The organism is Paenibacillus sp. FSL R5-0517, from assembly GCF_037974355.1.
In the GTDB taxonomy this organism is placed as follows: domain Bacteria; phylum Bacillota; class Bacilli; order Paenibacillales; family Paenibacillaceae; genus Paenibacillus.
In genome coordinates, this window is sequence record NZ_CP150235.1 from 2,673,644 (window position 1) to 2,690,964 (window position 17,321).

Here is a 17,321-nt window from a genome sequence, read left to right on the forward strand (position 1 = left end):
TGAAAGCGCTTTTTTTCGAGGGTTGAACGTTGATAAAGAGAGGGAGTGTAGTAGTAAGGTATTATGCTGTGAATAAATATGAGGAGGTAATATTATGTTCAAAGGAAAGCTGGTAAAAGCGGTAATATCTCTCGCACTCTTCAGTACATTGTTCTCCATTCCTGCAGTGCCTGATGCTCGTGCTGCGGACGCAGCCTGTCCAAATGGTTATGTAGGCTTGACGTTTGATGATGGCCCATCTGGAAATACAACAAACATGCTTAACGCATTGAAGCAGGCTGGTTTACGGGCAACGATGTTCAATGTTGGACAAAATGCGCAAAACAATCAATCTCTGGTTACTGCACAGGTGGCAGCTGGCATGTGGATCGGCAATCATTCCTATACACATCCGAATATGACTACGTTAAACAGTTCTCAGATGTCGTCAGAGATTACACGGACACAGCAAACGATTCAGTCCATTACTGGAAGTTCACCTAAATTGTTCAGACCTCCTTACGGTGCGACTAATGCAACCTTGAAATCCGTTGTGAGCCAGAACGGGCTGACTGAAGTGCTGTGGAACGTAGATTCCCAAGACTGGAATGGCGCCAGTGCAAACCAGATTGTAGCGGCTGTGAACAACATGAAAAGTGGTGATGTCATTCTAATGCATGATCAGTACCAGACAACACTTCAGGCCATTCCGCAGATTGCACAAAATCTGAAGAATCGCGGCCTTTGCTCCGGCATGATCTCACCGGCGACAGGTCGGGCAGTCGCGCCTGATGGAGGCACCACCAATCCTCCAGGTACTTCAACAAAAGTGGAAGCTGAGAATATGACCAAAGGTGGTCAGTACACTGGGAATATAAGCTCTCCTTTCAATGGAGTAGTGCTGTATGCTAACAATGATTTGGTTAAATACACGCAGTATTTTGCAACGGGTACTCATAATTTTTCACTTCGTGGGGCGTCAAACAATGCCAATATGGCTAGAGTGGATTTGAAGATTGGCGGACAGACCAAGGGAACCTTTTACTTCGGGGGAAACAACCCTGCGGTGTATACGCTTAATAATGTTACTCATGGCACAGGAAACCAAGAGATTCAGCTGGTTGTAACTGCCGATGATGGAACATGGGACGTGTACATTGATTACTTGGAAATAAACTAATTATCGCAGGGTTAATTGAAAAATGTACAGAGATGAAATCCCATTGGAAGCCCAATGGGATTTCATCGTGTTTTTGGACATTTTGTAATACAAAAGTGGAAGGGAAACATTTATAATGGATGAAATGTGGACAGGGAAAATTTGGTGTGTATTGAAACCATTTGTTTATTAGGAGTGGATTGATCCAATGATCATTATGATTAACGGCGCGTTTGGTTCGGGGAAAACTTCGGCTGCAAAAGCACTTCAACCTTTAATTTCCAACAGTATGATCTATGATCCTGAAGAAATTGGTTATATGCTCAGAAAACTTCTCCCGGAGAATTATAGAGAGGAGAATGAACGGACGGATGATTTTCAAGATATCGAACTGTGGAGAATACTAACCGTAAAGACAGCAAAAGAGGTTAAACAGAAATATAACAAACATTTGATTATCCCCATGACCATCTATAAAGAGGAAAACTTTCAGTACATCTATAACGGGTTGAGAGAGATTGATCAGGACATTCATCATTTTTGCCTAACGGCTACAGAAGAGACGATATATCATCGTTTGGCGAAACGAGGAGATGAATATGGAGGCTGGCAGTATCAACAAGCGCCCAAGTGTGTTGAAGCTTTCAAGGATGAACAATTTCAAACCTACATTGTTACCGATCATCTGGAGACCAGTGAAATCATAGAACTCATATTGAAGAAGGTCCTAAAATAAAATGCGAAGTTGTATGGGGAAATCTGTATAACGAACAGAAGAGGATGGATGGCAATTGACGACAGTGACTTTTGAAGAGGTAACCGAACAGCACCTTCCTGAAATTAGAGTGATTTATAACTATTATGTAAGGAATACAACAATTTCGTTTCATACGGAGGAATTAGATCTTAATCAGATTAAATCCTCTGTTATGAACCAGGATGCGCGGTATAAAACTTACGTAATTTTTGAAAATAATCAAATGGTGGGCTATGTTCTAATCACCCAATATAAGAGTAAACAGGCTTATGACATCTGCGGAGAAGTCACTATATATTTGAAGCCCGATATTTTGGGAAAAGGCTTGGGCAAACAAGCCCTTCGTTATATTGAGAAGGTTGCAAAAGAACAAGGATTCCATACCTTGATTGCGACAATTTGCATGGAGAATACAAGAAGTAAATCATTATTTGAGAAAAATGGGTATGAACAATGTGCTCTGTTTAAAGAGATCGGATATAAGTTTGATAGAAAACTGGATATTGGAAGTTTCCAAAAGATACTGTAAGGAGATTATTAAATGGTTAACAACCTATATATTATATCTGGCCCCCCTGGAGTAGGGAAATCTACAACTTCCAAGCTGCTGGTGCAGACTTTAAAGAGAAGTGCATACATTTCTGGAGATGCGGTTAGTCACTTGCCGGTCAAAGGACGAGGTAAACCTTGGCTTGATAAAGATACAAATGACTTAACGTGGAAAAATATATCCAGTCTAGTGAAAAATTTATTGGACTATAACTACGATGTAGTTTTGGACTATGTTTCCTTTCCGGAGGACGTTAATGGATTAATGACAGAACTGGCAGACTATATTGTTCGCATAACCTATGTTGTATTGATGGTGGATCATCAAACCATTATTCATAGAGACTGTCTAAGAGCAGAAGAACATCAAATGAAAGAAAGAAGTGTGCTTCTGCTGGATGAGTTTGAAAATCATCTGAATTTGAGCGCAGATAACAAACTGTATACTCATCATTTTACAGAAGATCAACTACCTGAAATAATAAATGAAATTATAAATAATGAGAAGTATCGGGTGAGATAACAGCGCTTTTTACTAGGCTGCAAATTGTAAAAGTGATAAGAGGGTGAACCATTGAACAGAGGAATACGTTTTAGAATACCAAATGCCTATGGTTGCTTTCTTGGGGAGATTTTAAAACCAATAGGAGTATCTAATTTCGATTGGTTTATTGGTGGAGAAGAATCCTATTTCATTGAGGACGATACATTAGGGGATGATCTTTTTCCGGATATGATTATGGGTATGAATGGAGAAGAATTACAAAAGATTATTGATAACAACGAGTATTATTTAATTTTTGCGAATTTAAAAGCATTTCCAAAAGGTGCAAAAATCACAGATGTAATCACCTATGAAGATTATATGTTGAGTGACTGTCAGCTGGTTCTTCTTGTAGTGGATAGTATCTACGTCACGGTTTATTGTAAAGACCCGGAAAAAATCGAGGAAATATATAATCATATAAATAGACAGGGATTTAAATCTCTGGAATATGTAACGGATGAGACATTTTCCTCAATGATATTTGACTGTTTATGAATACGATTACATCTTATGAAGGAGGAATCTCACCTTGTCTGATTACTATTGGGATGACCAAATGGAATATCTGAGAAATACGCGTTGGTTATATTATAACGATGATTATCTCGAATTTTTGGTTCAACGTGTATGGAAGATTGAAAATCCAGTAGATCTTATCGACTATGGGTGTGGTTATGGCTACCTTGGGTTGAAACTGCTTCCTTTATTACCCGAAGGATCAACCTATACCGGAATAGATAAAGGCAAGGAATTGATTAGGCAGGCCAGAGAGATTTTTTCAAAGACCTCTTATCAAACGACTTTTATTGTAGATGACATTGAAACGGTGCAAGTGAAACGTCAGTACAATATTGCAATAAGTCATGCCTTCTTATTACATATGAGAGAGCCTATCACCGTTCTTCAGAATATGATCGAAAGTCTCGTAGATGAGGGTAGAATGATATGTTTTGAACCCCATTGGATCGCTAATATGTCAAACTATGAATTACAAGGACTTGATCAATCCGATATTATCCAGTTAGGTATTCTCCAAAAATTATTCGAGGAGGATAGCAAACGGAATGGTAAAGACGGAAATATCGGTATGAAGCTTCCAATCCTGCTTAGCCAACTTGGGTTGAGAAATGTAGAATGCCGGGTGAGTGACAAGGTTAACTTCTTAGATCAAAACATGCCAGGTTCAGATAAGCAAAAGCTTTTTCAGGCATTAAAGGAAGAAGGGCTGGGACAAAAAAACAATGCCAGGCATGAATTTGTTACTCAATTGGTTGAAAGAGGACTTCATTCAGACGAAGCGAATAGACAATATGAAGCAGAGGATGTGTTTGCTAGGGAGTTTAATGAGAGCTCATGGTTAACCTACGCTCCGAACATGAAAATTACATCGGGAATCGTAACGAGATAAGCCTATAGTTTCTAATACTCATAAGGAGGTACAGAGGATGATATATAGGAGAAAAACCTATGTTATTGCTACTTCTTTTGTAGAAGAGTTTAATGCTCTATTTAATGATATTTTGCTGCCATCCCAATTGAAATACGGATCAAGACTTATTGGAAGATGGCATACACCCATAGATGATGAAACCAGTGAGATTTTTGCGATGTGGGAATACGATACCCTTGAACAATACGAAGAGATTGAGAAAAATATAAAATCAGATACAGAACACGTAAAGCGCGTTCAAGCTCGTTTTGATCAGATCGGAAGACATCGGTATAAAGAAGTTTTTCGAGAAGAAATTAGGCAAGCATTTTTCACATCGACAGTAGATCGCGAACAAACAATTTTGAAAAAATAAAGAAGGAGATGAGAGAAGATGGAGACAGAAAGACTTATATTTCAGAAATATACCAAAAATGATTTTGATTTACTTTTTGAGATGACACGTGAGCCAAAGATGATGAAATTTATAAGACATGGAGGACCCTGGACGAAGGAAGAAACGATGCAAAGCCTGGAAAAGTTCATAAACTGGAATAAAAACGATAAGGGGCTGTTTCTTGCATTCAATAAAGAGGATCACAAGTGCATTGGAACCTCTGGACTGATTCCGCAGCTCATTGAAGGCACGGACGAGCTTGAAGTTGGTTACTGGGTTGTGGAGCAATACTGGGGAATGGGTTACGGATATGAACAAGCTAAAGCATGGAAGGAATATGGCATGGGTCACTTGAAACAGAGACGGTTGATATCGTTGATTCAACATGGCAATGTGGGTTCTATGAAAGTCGCGCAAAAGAATGGCATGAAACATGAGAAGGACGTAGACATCATAGGAAAAAAAGTAGCGGTGTACTCGATTGAGGTGAATTGAAAATGACTCCTTTTCCTGAACTGGAAACTAAAAGAATGTTGTTAAGAGAAATTAAACAGAGTGATTCCCAAGACATTTTTCATATTTTTTCTAATGAACGTTTCCAAAATGGTCACATCTATGCATTGTTGAAGAAAGAATATGTATGAGAATACGAATTATCGGGTCTTGCGGTAGTGGGAAATCAACATTAGCCAAAGAATTATCGGATAAATACGGTATTCCTTCCTATGAATTAGATAATCTAATCTGGGACAGAAGCGCCGAAAATCTGAGATACCCTGAAAGTGTGAGGGATGAATCCGTCCAATCTATTGCCTGTTCAGAGGCTTGGATCATGGAAGGAGTACAGTACAAAGATTGGACTTTACCATCCATACAAGAAGCAGATTTAATTTTTGTATTAAACCCAAATGTGTTCATTATAGATTATCGGATTATAAAGAGGTTTGTATTCTCCAGAATGGGCTTGCGACCGTCGAATTACAAGCAGTCATTCAAGGACTTATGCAAGATGATTGTGAAGTGGAATCATCAATATAATATAGATGCAGCGATAGATGTGATTAACGAAAATAACAAGACAGCAATGATCACTAAGAATAAAAAACAAGTTATACAGTTGATTGAACATCATTTGGAAGTAGTTAGTGATCTACAGGTTGGCAATAAGGTGAAAAATTCTAATCGTGCAAAGAATACATGTGATGATTTTCTAAATGAGGTGACTTAAACATTGAATAATATCAATCATGAGGGTGAATTACAAATCGTATTTGGTAATCATGAAGAAGACTATAAAACCGTTTGTAATAACTTATATAACTATAATGTCTCTGAAACAAATGGGTTATTAAACAAGCCTGGACAAACTATAAATCTTTTTTTACGCGACGAGACAGGTAAGGCAGTGGGTGGGATCTTCTGTGCTACATATTGTGAAACATTATATATTGATAATTTTTGGATAGATGTGGAACACAGAAAGAAAGGATACGGAAGATCTTTAATCATGCAAGCAGAAAGCATGGCTTCTGAATTAGGATGTAAGCTTGCACACACAAGCACATTTTCATATCAATCTCCTGAATTCTACAAGACGATGGAATTGTTCAATACTTCCTAAAGAAAAGATTGTAAGACGAAAACTTAACGTGGCATTGGACGTAACGCAGGGTGACTTTGTAGAAACAAAAGGATGGCGCTCAGAATGGGGAGTGGAATTCGAAACAACTCATCTCTGCTGACTGGATTGCTAGAAGTGTAAGTCTTTCTCTTACTTCAAACACCTTATATAGCTACCACTGGCGCATAATGAAAAGCATCGAGGAAGAAGAAGCTGAAAATAAAACGTTTTATGCTATGGGTATGGGTGGTGGACGAGGGCAGTATATCTTAGTTAACCAAAAGCGAGGATTGGTTGCGGTATTCACAACAATTATATCCGATGATAGTTTGTTACCGCTTCAGTGGTTTAACCAATATATTTTGAAAGAGTAGTCATGTTGTAATTGGAGGGATACCATGAGTCAATGGTTTGATCTAGATGAACTTGATCCAGAGTTAATCAAATTTGCAGTGATAATCGCTAAATATAACCATAAATTCATCATTATTAAAAATAGGAAAAGAGGAGGTTGGGAGATCCCAGGAGGCAACAAAGAAATTGGGGAAACCATTTTACATACGGCGAGTCGAGAACTCTATGAAGAGACAGGTGCAGTGCATTTTGAATTGACACCTTATGGCGTATATGAATGGAATGGGAGCTTTGGTATGGTCTCTTATGCTGAGGTTAATTGGCTCGATAGCTTACCCGAGTCGGAGATTGATGAAATAAAACTTGTGGACGTATTGCCTGAAGGGATGAACTTCGGAGATATGTTTTATCATTTCTTGGATAGATGGGATGGACTTGATAACCATGAGTTAGAAAAGTACACCATCCAAATAAATCATTTGAATGAGTTGCCTGTAATTAAAATAAGCTGATTTAATCTGTAGGAACTGAAACTAAAGGAGATGGCAACGACCATGATAACATATAGGGCTTTGACCCTTGAAGATGTGAACCAGTTGGGGGAAATAGACCGTTCGGAACATATTGATCTCATCTATGAAATGAGAGAGAACGAATTGGTAGAGCTAAAACAAAATCATGAGTGCTCCAACTGGGATGAGAAGCTTTTGGAGGAAATTCAAAATCGATACGTCTCCGAATTAGAACAAGGTGGCATGGCATATGGCGCATTTGCTGAGGAGCGGTTAATTGGCTTTGGAGTGCTAGCACATCAATTTAGAGGAAGTGAGCAAAATCAATTACAAGTTGACTTGATGTATGTCTCACGCGGCTACAGAAGACAAGGCGTTGGAAAACGTATTCTAAACCAATTAGGTGAAGAGGCTAAGAAACGTGGGGCACAGTATCTGTACATCTCCTCCACAGAAACGAGATCAGCGGTATCCTTTTACAGAAGCCAGGGCAGCCAGATTACTAGTGAAATGGATCAGGAACTTTATGACAGAGAGCCGAAAGATATACACATGATAAAGGAGCTGGGCACATGACAACAACAGTAGGCATACTTGGCACCATTCATAATCCAGAACTCAGGGAGCGATATCATTGTTCTCTTTCTCTTTACAAGAATGTGATAACTGAGTTTAAGCCAGATCTCATTTGTGGTGAAGTTCATCCACAGAGTTGGTTGAGATATCAGAAGGACAAACATGATAGAGGATACTGGGGAGAACCGGCAAGTGAATTTTGGGATATGGTATTTCCTTTGTGCGAAGAGCAGGACATTCCATTTGTGCCTATTGATTGGTTTGAATTGGATGTGTGGAATGCATTTGATCCATTTAACGGTTATTCGAGTGAGGAGCGCAAAGAACTCGAACAGCGGGATGATGACTGGTTTGCGGAACAAATGGACACGTATCGGTTTGGGGGAATTCCTTTTAATTCAAAGGAGTTCGATCGTATAACCAAACAAAAATATGCATGGTTAGGGCAGATTAACCCGAAGGCACAGAACTTTCGCTGGGTTGTCCGTAATCAGATTATGGTTCAGAGAGTCAAAAATACAATTGAAGCTCATCCAGGGAAACGAATCCTCTGTATCATAGGAGCCGATCATAATTACATTTTTCAAGAAGAACTGATGAACGAATCTATTGAATTGTTGTATCCGCTACGCTAGAGAAAGCGTCAGTATAAATAGGTTTAAGCCCGTAATTAAGGAGCATTATATGTGCAAAAAAAATCCGTAAAACACTTAAGTACAGCTTATTGAGTATCATTTTAATGATTATAGTTGCTTTGATATTTCCCACATGGACACCCCAAATTAAAGGGGAGAACAGCATCAGCATGTTAGAGCAGATCGAAATCAACGGTGCAGGTCACGAGGTCATGATCAGGGGAGTTGACCGGAGTAATCCTATCCTGATTTTTGTGCATGGGGGGCCGGGATGCTCGGAGATTCCTTACGTTAGGAAGTATCAGAAGGAGCTTGAGCAACACTTCACTGTAGTCCATTATGATCAACGTGGGAGCGGAAAGTCCTATCACTTTTTTGAGGATTATTCGAATCTGACAACAGATGTATTAGTAGATGATTTGTTAGCGTTAAGTGATGTTGTATCTAAGGAGTTAAATCAAGAAAAGGTTATATTAATCGGTCATTCATTTGGTACATACATCGGGATGAAAGCTGCGGCTAAGGCGCCAGCTCAGTTTCACGCGTATATTGGCATTGGGCAGATGGCAGATACGCTTCAGAGCGAACTGGAGAGCATGGAGTACACGTTAGAACAAGCGAAACAAGCCGGTAATGAAGCGGATGTTGAAAAACTGGAGCTAGTTCGTGGGTCGATTGAGCAAGGAAATGATCTTACACCTAGAATTCTTTTGCAAAAGTACGGCGGCGCTGCCAGACTTATCAATGAGAATAGAGATTATATTTCAGGATTCCTTTTGAATCCCGAATACAATGGATTGGATATGATTCGCTTTTATTCAGGGATGTTCAGTTCGCAAGACATCTTACTGAGGGAAGCATTTGATCAAAATTTACCCGACATTGTGGATCATCTGGAGATTCCTAGTTATTTTGTGATGGGTAAATATGATTATATGACCACTACGAATGCAGCACGTGATTATTTCAAAGGACTCGATGCACCGATCAAAGATTTCGTTGTATTTAACGAATCGGCGCATTACCCACAGTTTGAAGAGAAAGATAAATTCTTAAATTGGTTAATTGAGCTATTTTAAGATGCATGGAGAGCAGCAAGATCATATTTCGATGGTTGATTTTGATCAAGAACATATTCAAGCAATTAAATGAAACGGATAGATGGATTATTTTGTAGTAAATCGTCAAAAAAGAGCAATAAAGATATATCTTTATTTTCCATAAATGTGTTATTATGTTGGTGAAAGACGAAAATTTTATTTGTTTGATCGATAGGGAAGGAGGCGCGAATTCTCGAATCATTCAATCTGAATCAATAGATTAACTGCACTGCTTGTTAAAAATAATAGAATAAGCGGAGGTATGGTTATGTTCAAAAAATGGAAGAAATTCAGCATCAGCAGCTTGGCGCTTGTGTTAGTGGCTGCCGTGGCCTTTACCGGATGGAGCCCCAAAGCATCAGCAGCAGACGCTTCGCAAGTGGTGGCTGAGATGGGTGCAGGTTGGAATCTGGGCAATCAGTTGGAAGCAGCGATAAATGGCACACCGAGTGAGACAGCTTGGGGCAATCCTACGGTGACTCCGGTGCTGATCCAAAAAGTGAAAGCTGCGGGCTTCAAGTCGATTCGTATTCCCATCTCCTATTTGAACAACATTGGAAGCGCTCCCAATTATACAATTAATGCGGCATGGTTGAATCGAATTCAGCAAGTTGTAGATTATGCCTACAATGAAGGTCTGTATGTCATCATCAATATTCACGGCGATGGTTACAATTCTGTACAGGGTGGATGGTTGCTCGTGAATAGTGGCAATCAGACTGCCATTAAGGAAAAGTATAAAAAAGTGTGGCAGCAGGTGGCTACCAAGTTTAGCAACTACAATGATCGTCTTATTTTCGAATCCATGAACGAAGTGTTCGATGGCAACTATGGTAATCCGAATTCGGCGTATTACGCTAATCTGAACGCCTACAATCAAATTTTTGTGGACACGGTAAGGCAGACCGGAGGCAACAATAATGCCAGATGGTTGCTGATTCCAGGCTGGAATACCAATATTGACTTCACCGTTGGTAATTATGGCTTTGTGCTCCCGACAGATAATTTCAGATCCTCGGCCATTCCTAGTTCGCAGAAAAGAATTATGATCTCGGCACACTATTACTCTCCATGGGATTTCGCTGGTGAGGAAAACGGTAATATCACGCAGTGGGGTGCAACGGCTACGAATCCTGCGAAGAAGTCTACTTGGGGACAAGAGGATTACTTGGAATCGCAGTTCAAGTCCATGTACGATAAATTTGTCACTCAAGGCTATCCTGTAGTGATTGGTGAATTCGGTTCAATTGACAAAACATCGTATGATTCAACCAACAATGTATATCGTGCAGCATATGCCAAAGCAGTTACAGCAAAAGCCAAGAAATACAAAATGGTTCCGGTTTATTGGGACAACGGGCATAACGGTCAACATGGATTCGCCTTGTTTAACCGTCAGAATAATACCGTGACGCAACAAAACATCATTAATGCAATCATGCAAGGTATGCAATAATAGACGAACTAGGTTAATCTATGCAAGCAAACGGCGTGTTCCTGAAAAAGGGACATGCCGTTTTTTTGTTGCGGGAGGTGATATCCACAATATTTCCCAATGCATTTTACATAAGCCATATATAGAATTCATCAAATCCCACAATACCTTTTATATACTTAATTTGCTCGATATAGCGAACTCAAAGGACTAGGTGGTAGACAGAATGTTAAAAAAACGTGATTTGCAGGAATGCCATTCATTGTACAGTTTGATGATGGACCCCGCAGTTTCGCCTTACGTTCGTTATCTATGTCAATCGTATGAAGAATATCTATTTCTTACGAAACAATTGATGGCCGAAGAAGAGCAAAAAACAGTGATTTCCCGAACGATTTTGAATGAGACAGGACAGCCGATTGGTACCATTGATCTATATCATATCGAGCAGCAAACGGGTTTCTTGGCCACATGGATTGGAGCCCCGTATTTTGGTAATGGATACAGCCAAAGAGCGAAATCAGCCTTTTTGGTTGAACTGTTTCTGGAACATGCGATTGAAACGGTATTTATGAAAATTCGAAAGCAAAATATAAGATCCAGAAAAGCGGTAGAAAAACTGCCTTATGTGAAACTAGCCAATGATGTGTATCCCGATGTATACCAATTCATTAATGCCAAGGAACAGATCTATGATCTGTATCATGTGGAACGATCGACTTTTTTTGAACATCATATGGATCTGCACCATGTAGTGGCAACGTAACATATTCAGAGAGTTTACTACAGCGGCGTCAGTGATGACGGCGCTATTTGCTATGATGAGAGTGAAGTTGGAAAACACTTGAATGTAAAATGCAGGAATATGGAATGGAGAATCGAAAGACATGGAGTAGATCGTGCGGATGTAACATGATGGACGGATCATAAAAGGAGGCATGAAATGAACAATATCAACAAAATTCTGGGTGTAATCCTCATGCTTGGCAGTGTGTTTATTTCGACGATGGAGAGAATTTCAATACGAGTATCTGTTGCTATAGTAGAAGCGGGATACGCTTCAGGAGGGACTGCTGTACCTCCGTTCGCTCAGACGAATGAAAACACAACAGGATTACTCGTATACTTCATGTTTTTGGTTGGTTTTATACTATTAGTCGCGGGATTTCCGGGGAGTTATAAGAAGAGTCGTAATCGCAACCATACCAAAGAAAGATAGTATTAGGAGGGATGAGAGTGGCTGAACAGGAGGAAGTGTTATCGGGAGGTAATGTGAATCAGGTTGTCAGAATCGGAGAGACGGTTCGCAGGAGTTCCAGACCTGATCCTTATGTGCAGGAGCTGCTGGTGCATCTTGAAAAAGAAGGCTTTTATCAGGCTCCACGATATCTTGGTGTTGATGCGGAAGGAAGAGAAATGCTCTCGTATCTTGATGGACACGTTCCTGGCAATGATTATCCCGAGATTGAAGCGTACATGTGGTCAGATGAATCGCTTAAGGGAGTTGCAAGACTTTTGAGAACCTATCATGATGCGACTGTTTCATATCTAACTGCCGCTCAATCCAGCAATGCCTATTCTGATATGGAGCAACATGAGGTCGTGTGTCATAACGATTTTGCATTATATAACGTGGTATTTAAGGATGGCGTGCCACAGGGGATTATCGACTTTGATATGGTCGGTCCGGGTCCACGTCTGTGGGATATTGCCTATACATTATATACTTGCGTTCCGCTGGCGAGTTTTTCACCCCAAACTCAGATGCGTGGTAAGGAGGTTATCCCTTATTGCAGTGAAGTGCACCCAACCGTTCGGAAGGAACGCATTGAATTATTCATGAGCACATACGGAGTGACTGTACCGCCGGATTTGAAGCAATGGGTGTTGTCTCGCATTCGTTTCTTGTGTGAGACATTGGCTAATCGTGCGGCTGACGGAGATGTCGCTTTTCTGAAGATGGTTGAAGAGGGCCATCTGTCCCACTACGAGAAAGAAGTTATTTTTCTGGAAAAACATTGGGATGAATGGATTTGAAAAGTAACGCTAATGGACCGCGTGATAGCCTATGGGCTGTCAGCGGTTTTTTTGTCGTCTACGTCCGTTCCCTATGAATTCCTTTCTAATCATTTTCAACAATTGTGATCAACAATACAGCAATATTGTTCGGATTAGATTGAAATAACTGTGATACAATTCATTGTAAAGCGCTATCATTGTAAATTATTAAACTATATTGCTATTTATATTCTGGGAAGGGAGATCTTTATTGATGCTAACCATACACACCCCGACGAATATTGCTTTACAGGAAAATGAAGTTTACGTGAGATCAGAAGCAGATAACTTTCAGGATGAATGGCCTGTTCATACGCACAACGGGTATGAGATTCATTATTTTATCCAAGGAGATGCGACCTTTTTAATCGGTGATCGAATATATAAGCCGCTGCCTGGAGATATGTTTATATTCAGAGGGGGTGTGCCCCATCGGATCAATCCTTCAAGAGAAATCGTATACAAGCGAAGTTTCGTCAATTTTACGGAATTATTGTTACTGGACATGCTTGCTGTGAGTCAATTGGAGAATCTGATGTCCATATTCCGGCATCCCAATGGATTGCTGGTGCATTGGTCCCTGGAGGAGCGTGAACACATCACAGGTATATTTAAGGGGATCAAGGAGGAGATGGATGCAGGAAATACAGGACACAAAACAATGATCAAATTAAGTCTTACCCAATTGTTGTTGCGGATTTACCGGAAAACGACCAGTGAGCAATCCGCAGATCCTATTTTATTTTCTTCCCAGAAGCAGACAAGTGTAAGCCGGGTTCTTCATTATTTAAACCAGAACTACACGGAGAATGTTTCACTGGATGATCTGTCCAAAACACTCCATTTGAATAAATACTATATATGTCACTCTTTCAAAGAGACGACGGGATATACCATAAGCAATTATGTAATACGGAAAAGAGTTGCAGAGGCCAAAAAATTATTACTGTCTACAGATGCACCGATTTTGTCCATATCTGAGACGTTAGGCTTTAATACACCTGTATATTTTAGTAGGGCATTTAAACAGTATGTGGGTGTATCGCCACAGTTGTTCCGCAAAAATGAATTGCTCAACGAAGCCAAAATTCATTAAACCCTTCCAAGGAGATGTTGATATGACGAGAAGAACAACGTTTAAGCTCATCACTAGCCTGGTAATGGTCATGTTACTCATCGTGCTGACTGCTTGCGGAAATACAGGTAACAATGCTGATTCGAAACAATCAACGCTGGATTTTCTGTGGTTCTCTGATGGGAAAGAAGGAGAAGTCATTAAGGAAATAATTAAAGAATATGAGCAGACGAATACCAAGGTTAAGATCAATCTGATTGAAGTTGGTTTCAAGGACATGCAAACCAAATTAAAAACAATGTTATCGGGTGGAAAGCCACCTGCCCTAAGCCGGGTCACGGATACCGGATCATTTGCTAATCAGGCCGTTGATCTTACACCCTACGTGGACAGTGCCAGTCAATTCGAGGATCAATTTATCGACTCTCTTAAACCTTACTATGTTATGAATGACAAGCTGGTGGCTGCACCTATGGACGTCACAGCGAATGGACTTATTTATAACAAAACCTTATTTGATAAAGCGGGCGTCAAGGTACCTACTTCACCCGATCAGGTATGGACGTGGGAAGAATATATCGCTGCATTAAAAGAGGTTATGGACAAAGGTGGAGCACGATATGGCATGGTATGGGATGTCACTCCGCATAGATGGTCCACTCTTTTGTACCAGAATGGTGGAAGTATCTTAACAGAGGATGGCAGTGCGGCGGCCATTAACAGTGAAGCCGGAATCCGTTCGATGGAGATGTTCAAGCAACTTCATCAAGATGGAATTATGCCTGAATCGGTATGGCTCGGAGGGGAGAACCCGAACAACCTGTTCCGTTCCGGGACGGTAGCTACCCACTGGGCTGGCAACTGGATGATTAGCAATTACAAGGATATCACCGATTTTGAATGGGGCGTCACCTATATGCCGAAAGGAACACAACGTTCATCCGTGCCCGGCGGGAAGTTTCTCATGGCTTTCAAAGGCAGTGGTTATGAGCAGGAGGCAGCAGAATTCATTGAATATTTAACCTCCAAAGAAGTGAATTCCAAATATAATCAGGAATCATTGTTTATGAGTCCACGGAAGGACAGCTCCGTATTAAATTATGAATTTGGCAAGGAGATGTTTGAAATTTTCTCGGATGAACTGAAGAACAGTTCACCTCTTGCCGCGAATGACTGGTCTAAGCAAACGCTTATATCCAAAATTTCAACGGATTTGAAAAATAACATTATGGACGTTCTATCAGACAAGGCAACTCCGCAGGAGGCTTTGGATCGAACAGCCCAACTGATTAACGAGGCTATCGGCAGTCAATAAACCTAAATTCATTACGACAATTCGCATAACGGGGGCTTAACGATTCCTGTGAGCCTCCCTTTCGAATGAACACATAAGGAAGGGGCAAGCAGATGAGTGAAGGACAACGATTAAACAGGAATACGCTGGCAAAACAGAACAGGAAGCTCGTTATTGCTCCTTATCTGTTTATACTTCCCAACCTCCTGATCTTTGGAACGTTTATCGTATTTCCCTCTTTATTGGGTCTCTATTATTCTTTCCATGTCTACGATGGATTGAACCCAATGAAGTACAACGGGCTGGAGAATTATATCAAAATCATAGGGGATCGGGAATTTTGGTCGACCATCGGACGAACGGGGATTTATGCAGCAATTGTTGTCCCGCTAATCTATGCAGCAGCATTAGGCATTGCATTACTGCTTGCGCGCGAGATACGAATGCGGGGGTTCTTCAGGGCCGTATTTTACTGGCCGACCATGATTTCTTACATTATCGTAGGTTTGACCTGGAAGTGGATTTTTGGAGATTCATTCGGCATCTTGAATCATCTGTTAACGGTGGTTGGTGTGGAACCTGTAGGCTTTCTGACCTCTCCCTTTTGGGCAAATACGGCTGTGATTATCGCAACGGTTTGGTCTCGTGCAGGCTTTTTCATGGTCATTTTTATCGCAGGCTTGCAGGCCATACCTACGGATTATTATGAAGCTGCCCGCTTGGACGGCGCAACGGGAACAAAGGTATTTCGCTATATTACCCTCCCACTTTTGAAGCCTACCAGCTTACTCGTTGTTATGCTATGTCTGATTGACGCGTTCAAGGCCTTCCCACTTATGTTTGCGCTTACAGGCGGTGGGCCGGGCAAGGAAACCACCTATATTGTTCAATATATCTATGAGATTGGCTTTAACAGGCAGGAGCTTGGGCTAGCCAGCGCCATGTCGGTGATACTGTTTATCCTTATTGGCGGATTCTCAGCTCTGCAATTCCGTCTATCGAAAGGAGGGGCTACGTGATGGTAATGAAACCTATGGTCAAAATTGTCATTTACAGTATATTAAGTGTTGCCGCAGTAGTGTGGCTCCTGCCTGTTCTGTGGGTCGTAATTTCTGCCCTGAAAACGAATAGCGATCTGTACAGCTTTCCTCCAAAGTTGTGGCCCGATCCAGTCACCTTCGAGCATTTCAGGGAGGCATTCAAAAAAGGTAATTTTGGCTTGTATTTTATGAATAGTACAATCGTAACTTTGAGCTCAACGCTGCTGTTGTTGCTGATCAACTCCATGGCAGGCTTTGCACTCGCGAAGTACCGCTTCCGCGGAAGCTCGATCATATTAATCGCTTTTATCTCAACCCTCATGATTCCGATTGAGGTCATTATGATCCCTATCTTCAAGGTACTGAGTGCACTTGGGATGTATAATAGCCTGCTCGCGATTATTATACCACCAGCAGCAACTCCGACAGGTGTGTTCCTTATGCGGCAGTACTTGCTAAGCGTACCGGACGAACTGCTGGAAGCTGCCCGGATGGATGGAGCCGGTGAATGGAAAATTTACTGGAGCATTATTCTTCCCATAGCGAAGCCGATTCTGGCCGTGCTTGCGATCTTCTCCTTCATGTGGAGATGGGATGATTTTGTATGGCCGTTAATTGCTATTAGTGATCCATCGAAATATACGATTCAGCTTGCGCTCTCTAATTTTATTGGTGAATACAACGTAGATTGGGGCAGCCTTCTGGCCATGTCCGTAATCACGATGCTTCCGGTACTGATTGTTTTTATGGTTTTCCAGCGTTATTTTGTCAGCGGTATGATTACTTCAGGAATGAAAGGATGAG

General features: G+C 40.9%; 22 protein-coding genes. All 22 read left to right on the forward strand.

All coding sequences use genetic code 11. The features are described from left to right. Window positions 1-94 precede the first annotated feature (94 nt). Window positions 95-1,159: a polysaccharide deacetylase family protein gene (locus tag MKX40_RS12185; RefSeq protein ID WP_339241847.1), complete on the forward strand. Its 1,065-nt coding sequence runs from the start codon at window positions 95-97 to the stop codon at window positions 1,157-1,159. 187 nt (window positions 1,160-1,346) lie between these two features. Continuing rightward, a complete protein-coding gene (locus tag MKX40_RS12190) occupies window positions 1,347-1,874 on the forward strand; it encodes an AAA family ATPase (protein ID WP_339241848.1) in 528 nt (175 codons plus the stop codon). Between the two features lie 64 nt (window positions 1,875-1,938). After that, window positions 1,939-2,424, forward strand: coding sequence for an N-acetyltransferase family protein (locus MKX40_RS12195; protein WP_339243032.1), 486 nt, complete (start codon window positions 1,939-1,941; stop codon window positions 2,422-2,424). 12 nt (window positions 2,425-2,436) lie between these two features. Continuing rightward, entirely contained in the window at window positions 2,437-2,967 is a 531-nt protein-coding gene (locus MKX40_RS12200; RefSeq protein ID WP_339241849.1) for an AAA family ATPase, read from the forward strand. Window positions 2,968-3,018: 51 nt separating this feature from the next. Continuing rightward, window positions 3,019-3,486 carry a DUF2691 family protein gene (locus tag MKX40_RS12205; RefSeq protein ID WP_339241851.1) on the forward strand — a complete coding sequence of 156 codons (468 nt, stop codon included), beginning with the start codon at window positions 3,019-3,021 and terminating at the stop codon, window positions 3,484-3,486. Window positions 3,487-3,520: 34 nt separating this feature from the next. Further along, entirely contained in the window at window positions 3,521-4,399 is an 879-nt protein-coding gene (locus tag MKX40_RS12210) for a methyltransferase domain-containing protein (RefSeq protein ID WP_339241853.1), read from the forward strand. A gap of 37 nt (window positions 4,400-4,436) precedes the next feature. Further along, window positions 4,437-4,796 (forward strand): NIPSNAP family protein, encoded by a 360-nt coding sequence (locus tag MKX40_RS12215; RefSeq protein ID WP_339241855.1) that lies wholly within the window; start codon window positions 4,437-4,439, stop codon window positions 4,794-4,796. Window positions 4,797-4,814: 18 nt separating this feature from the next. Further along, entirely contained in the window at window positions 4,815-5,312 is a 498-nt protein-coding gene (locus MKX40_RS12220; protein ID WP_339241857.1) for a GNAT family N-acetyltransferase, read from the forward strand. Window positions 5,313-5,457: 145 nt separating this feature from the next. Beyond that, window positions 5,458-6,045 (forward strand): hypothetical protein, encoded by a 588-nt coding sequence (locus MKX40_RS12225; protein WP_339241859.1) that lies wholly within the window; start codon window positions 5,458-5,460, stop codon window positions 6,043-6,045. Window positions 6,046-6,048: 3 nt separating this feature from the next. Further along, a complete protein-coding gene (locus MKX40_RS12230; protein ID WP_339241861.1) occupies window positions 6,049-6,438 on the forward strand; it encodes a GNAT family N-acetyltransferase in 390 nt (129 codons plus the stop codon). A 398-nt stretch (window positions 6,439-6,836) separates the two neighbouring features. Beyond that, entirely contained in the window at window positions 6,837-7,304 is a 468-nt protein-coding gene (locus tag MKX40_RS12235; protein WP_339241862.1) for an NUDIX domain-containing protein, read from the forward strand. 30 nt (window positions 7,305-7,334) lie between these two features. Then, entirely contained in the window at window positions 7,335-7,880 is a 546-nt protein-coding gene (locus MKX40_RS12240) for a GNAT family N-acetyltransferase (RefSeq protein ID WP_339241863.1), read from the forward strand. Beyond that, window positions 7,877-8,515, forward strand: a complete 639-nt coding sequence (locus MKX40_RS12245) for a hypothetical protein (RefSeq protein WP_339241864.1) — start codon at window positions 7,877-7,879, stop codon at window positions 8,513-8,515. The genes MKX40_RS12240 and MKX40_RS12245 overlap by 4 nt, the downstream gene beginning before the upstream one ends. 104 nt (window positions 8,516-8,619) lie before the next feature. After that, window positions 8,620-9,594 carry an alpha/beta hydrolase gene (locus MKX40_RS12250; RefSeq protein WP_339241867.1) on the forward strand — a complete coding sequence of 325 codons (975 nt, stop codon included), beginning with the start codon at window positions 8,620-8,622 and terminating at the stop codon, window positions 9,592-9,594. A 289-nt stretch (window positions 9,595-9,883) separates the two neighbouring features. Then, window positions 9,884-11,071, forward strand: coding sequence for a glycoside hydrolase family 5 protein (locus MKX40_RS12255; RefSeq protein WP_339241869.1), 1,188 nt, complete (start codon window positions 9,884-9,886; stop codon window positions 11,069-11,071). A gap of 205 nt (window positions 11,072-11,276) precedes the next feature. Further along, a complete protein-coding gene (locus MKX40_RS12260; RefSeq protein ID WP_339241872.1) occupies window positions 11,277-11,816 on the forward strand; it encodes a GNAT family protein in 540 nt (179 codons plus the stop codon). 177 nt (window positions 11,817-11,993) lie between these two features. After that, window positions 11,994-12,269: a hypothetical protein gene (locus tag MKX40_RS12265; protein ID WP_339241874.1), complete on the forward strand. Its 276-nt coding sequence runs from the start codon at window positions 11,994-11,996 to the stop codon at window positions 12,267-12,269. 11 nt (window positions 12,270-12,280) lie between these two features. Next, on the forward strand, window positions 12,281-13,087 hold the full coding sequence (locus MKX40_RS12270; protein WP_339241876.1) for an aminoglycoside phosphotransferase family protein: 807 nt from the start codon (window positions 12,281-12,283) through the stop codon (window positions 13,085-13,087). Between the two features lie 235 nt (window positions 13,088-13,322). Further along, window positions 13,323-14,204: an AraC family transcriptional regulator gene (locus tag MKX40_RS12275; protein ID WP_339241878.1), complete on the forward strand. Its 882-nt coding sequence runs from the start codon at window positions 13,323-13,325 to the stop codon at window positions 14,202-14,204. 22 nt (window positions 14,205-14,226) lie between these two features. Further along, a complete protein-coding gene (locus tag MKX40_RS12280) occupies window positions 14,227-15,498 on the forward strand; it encodes a sugar ABC transporter substrate-binding protein (protein ID WP_339241880.1) in 1,272 nt (423 codons plus the stop codon). A gap of 92 nt (window positions 15,499-15,590) precedes the next feature. Continuing rightward, window positions 15,591-16,496 carry a sugar ABC transporter permease gene (locus MKX40_RS12285; protein ID WP_339241882.1) on the forward strand — a complete coding sequence of 302 codons (906 nt, stop codon included), beginning with the start codon at window positions 15,591-15,593 and terminating at the stop codon, window positions 16,494-16,496. Continuing rightward, window positions 16,496-17,320: a carbohydrate ABC transporter permease gene (locus MKX40_RS12290; protein ID WP_339241884.1), complete on the forward strand. Its 825-nt coding sequence runs from the start codon at window positions 16,496-16,498 to the stop codon at window positions 17,318-17,320. The genes MKX40_RS12285 and MKX40_RS12290 overlap by 1 nt, the downstream gene beginning before the upstream one ends. Window position 17,321: the final 1 nt, after the last annotated feature.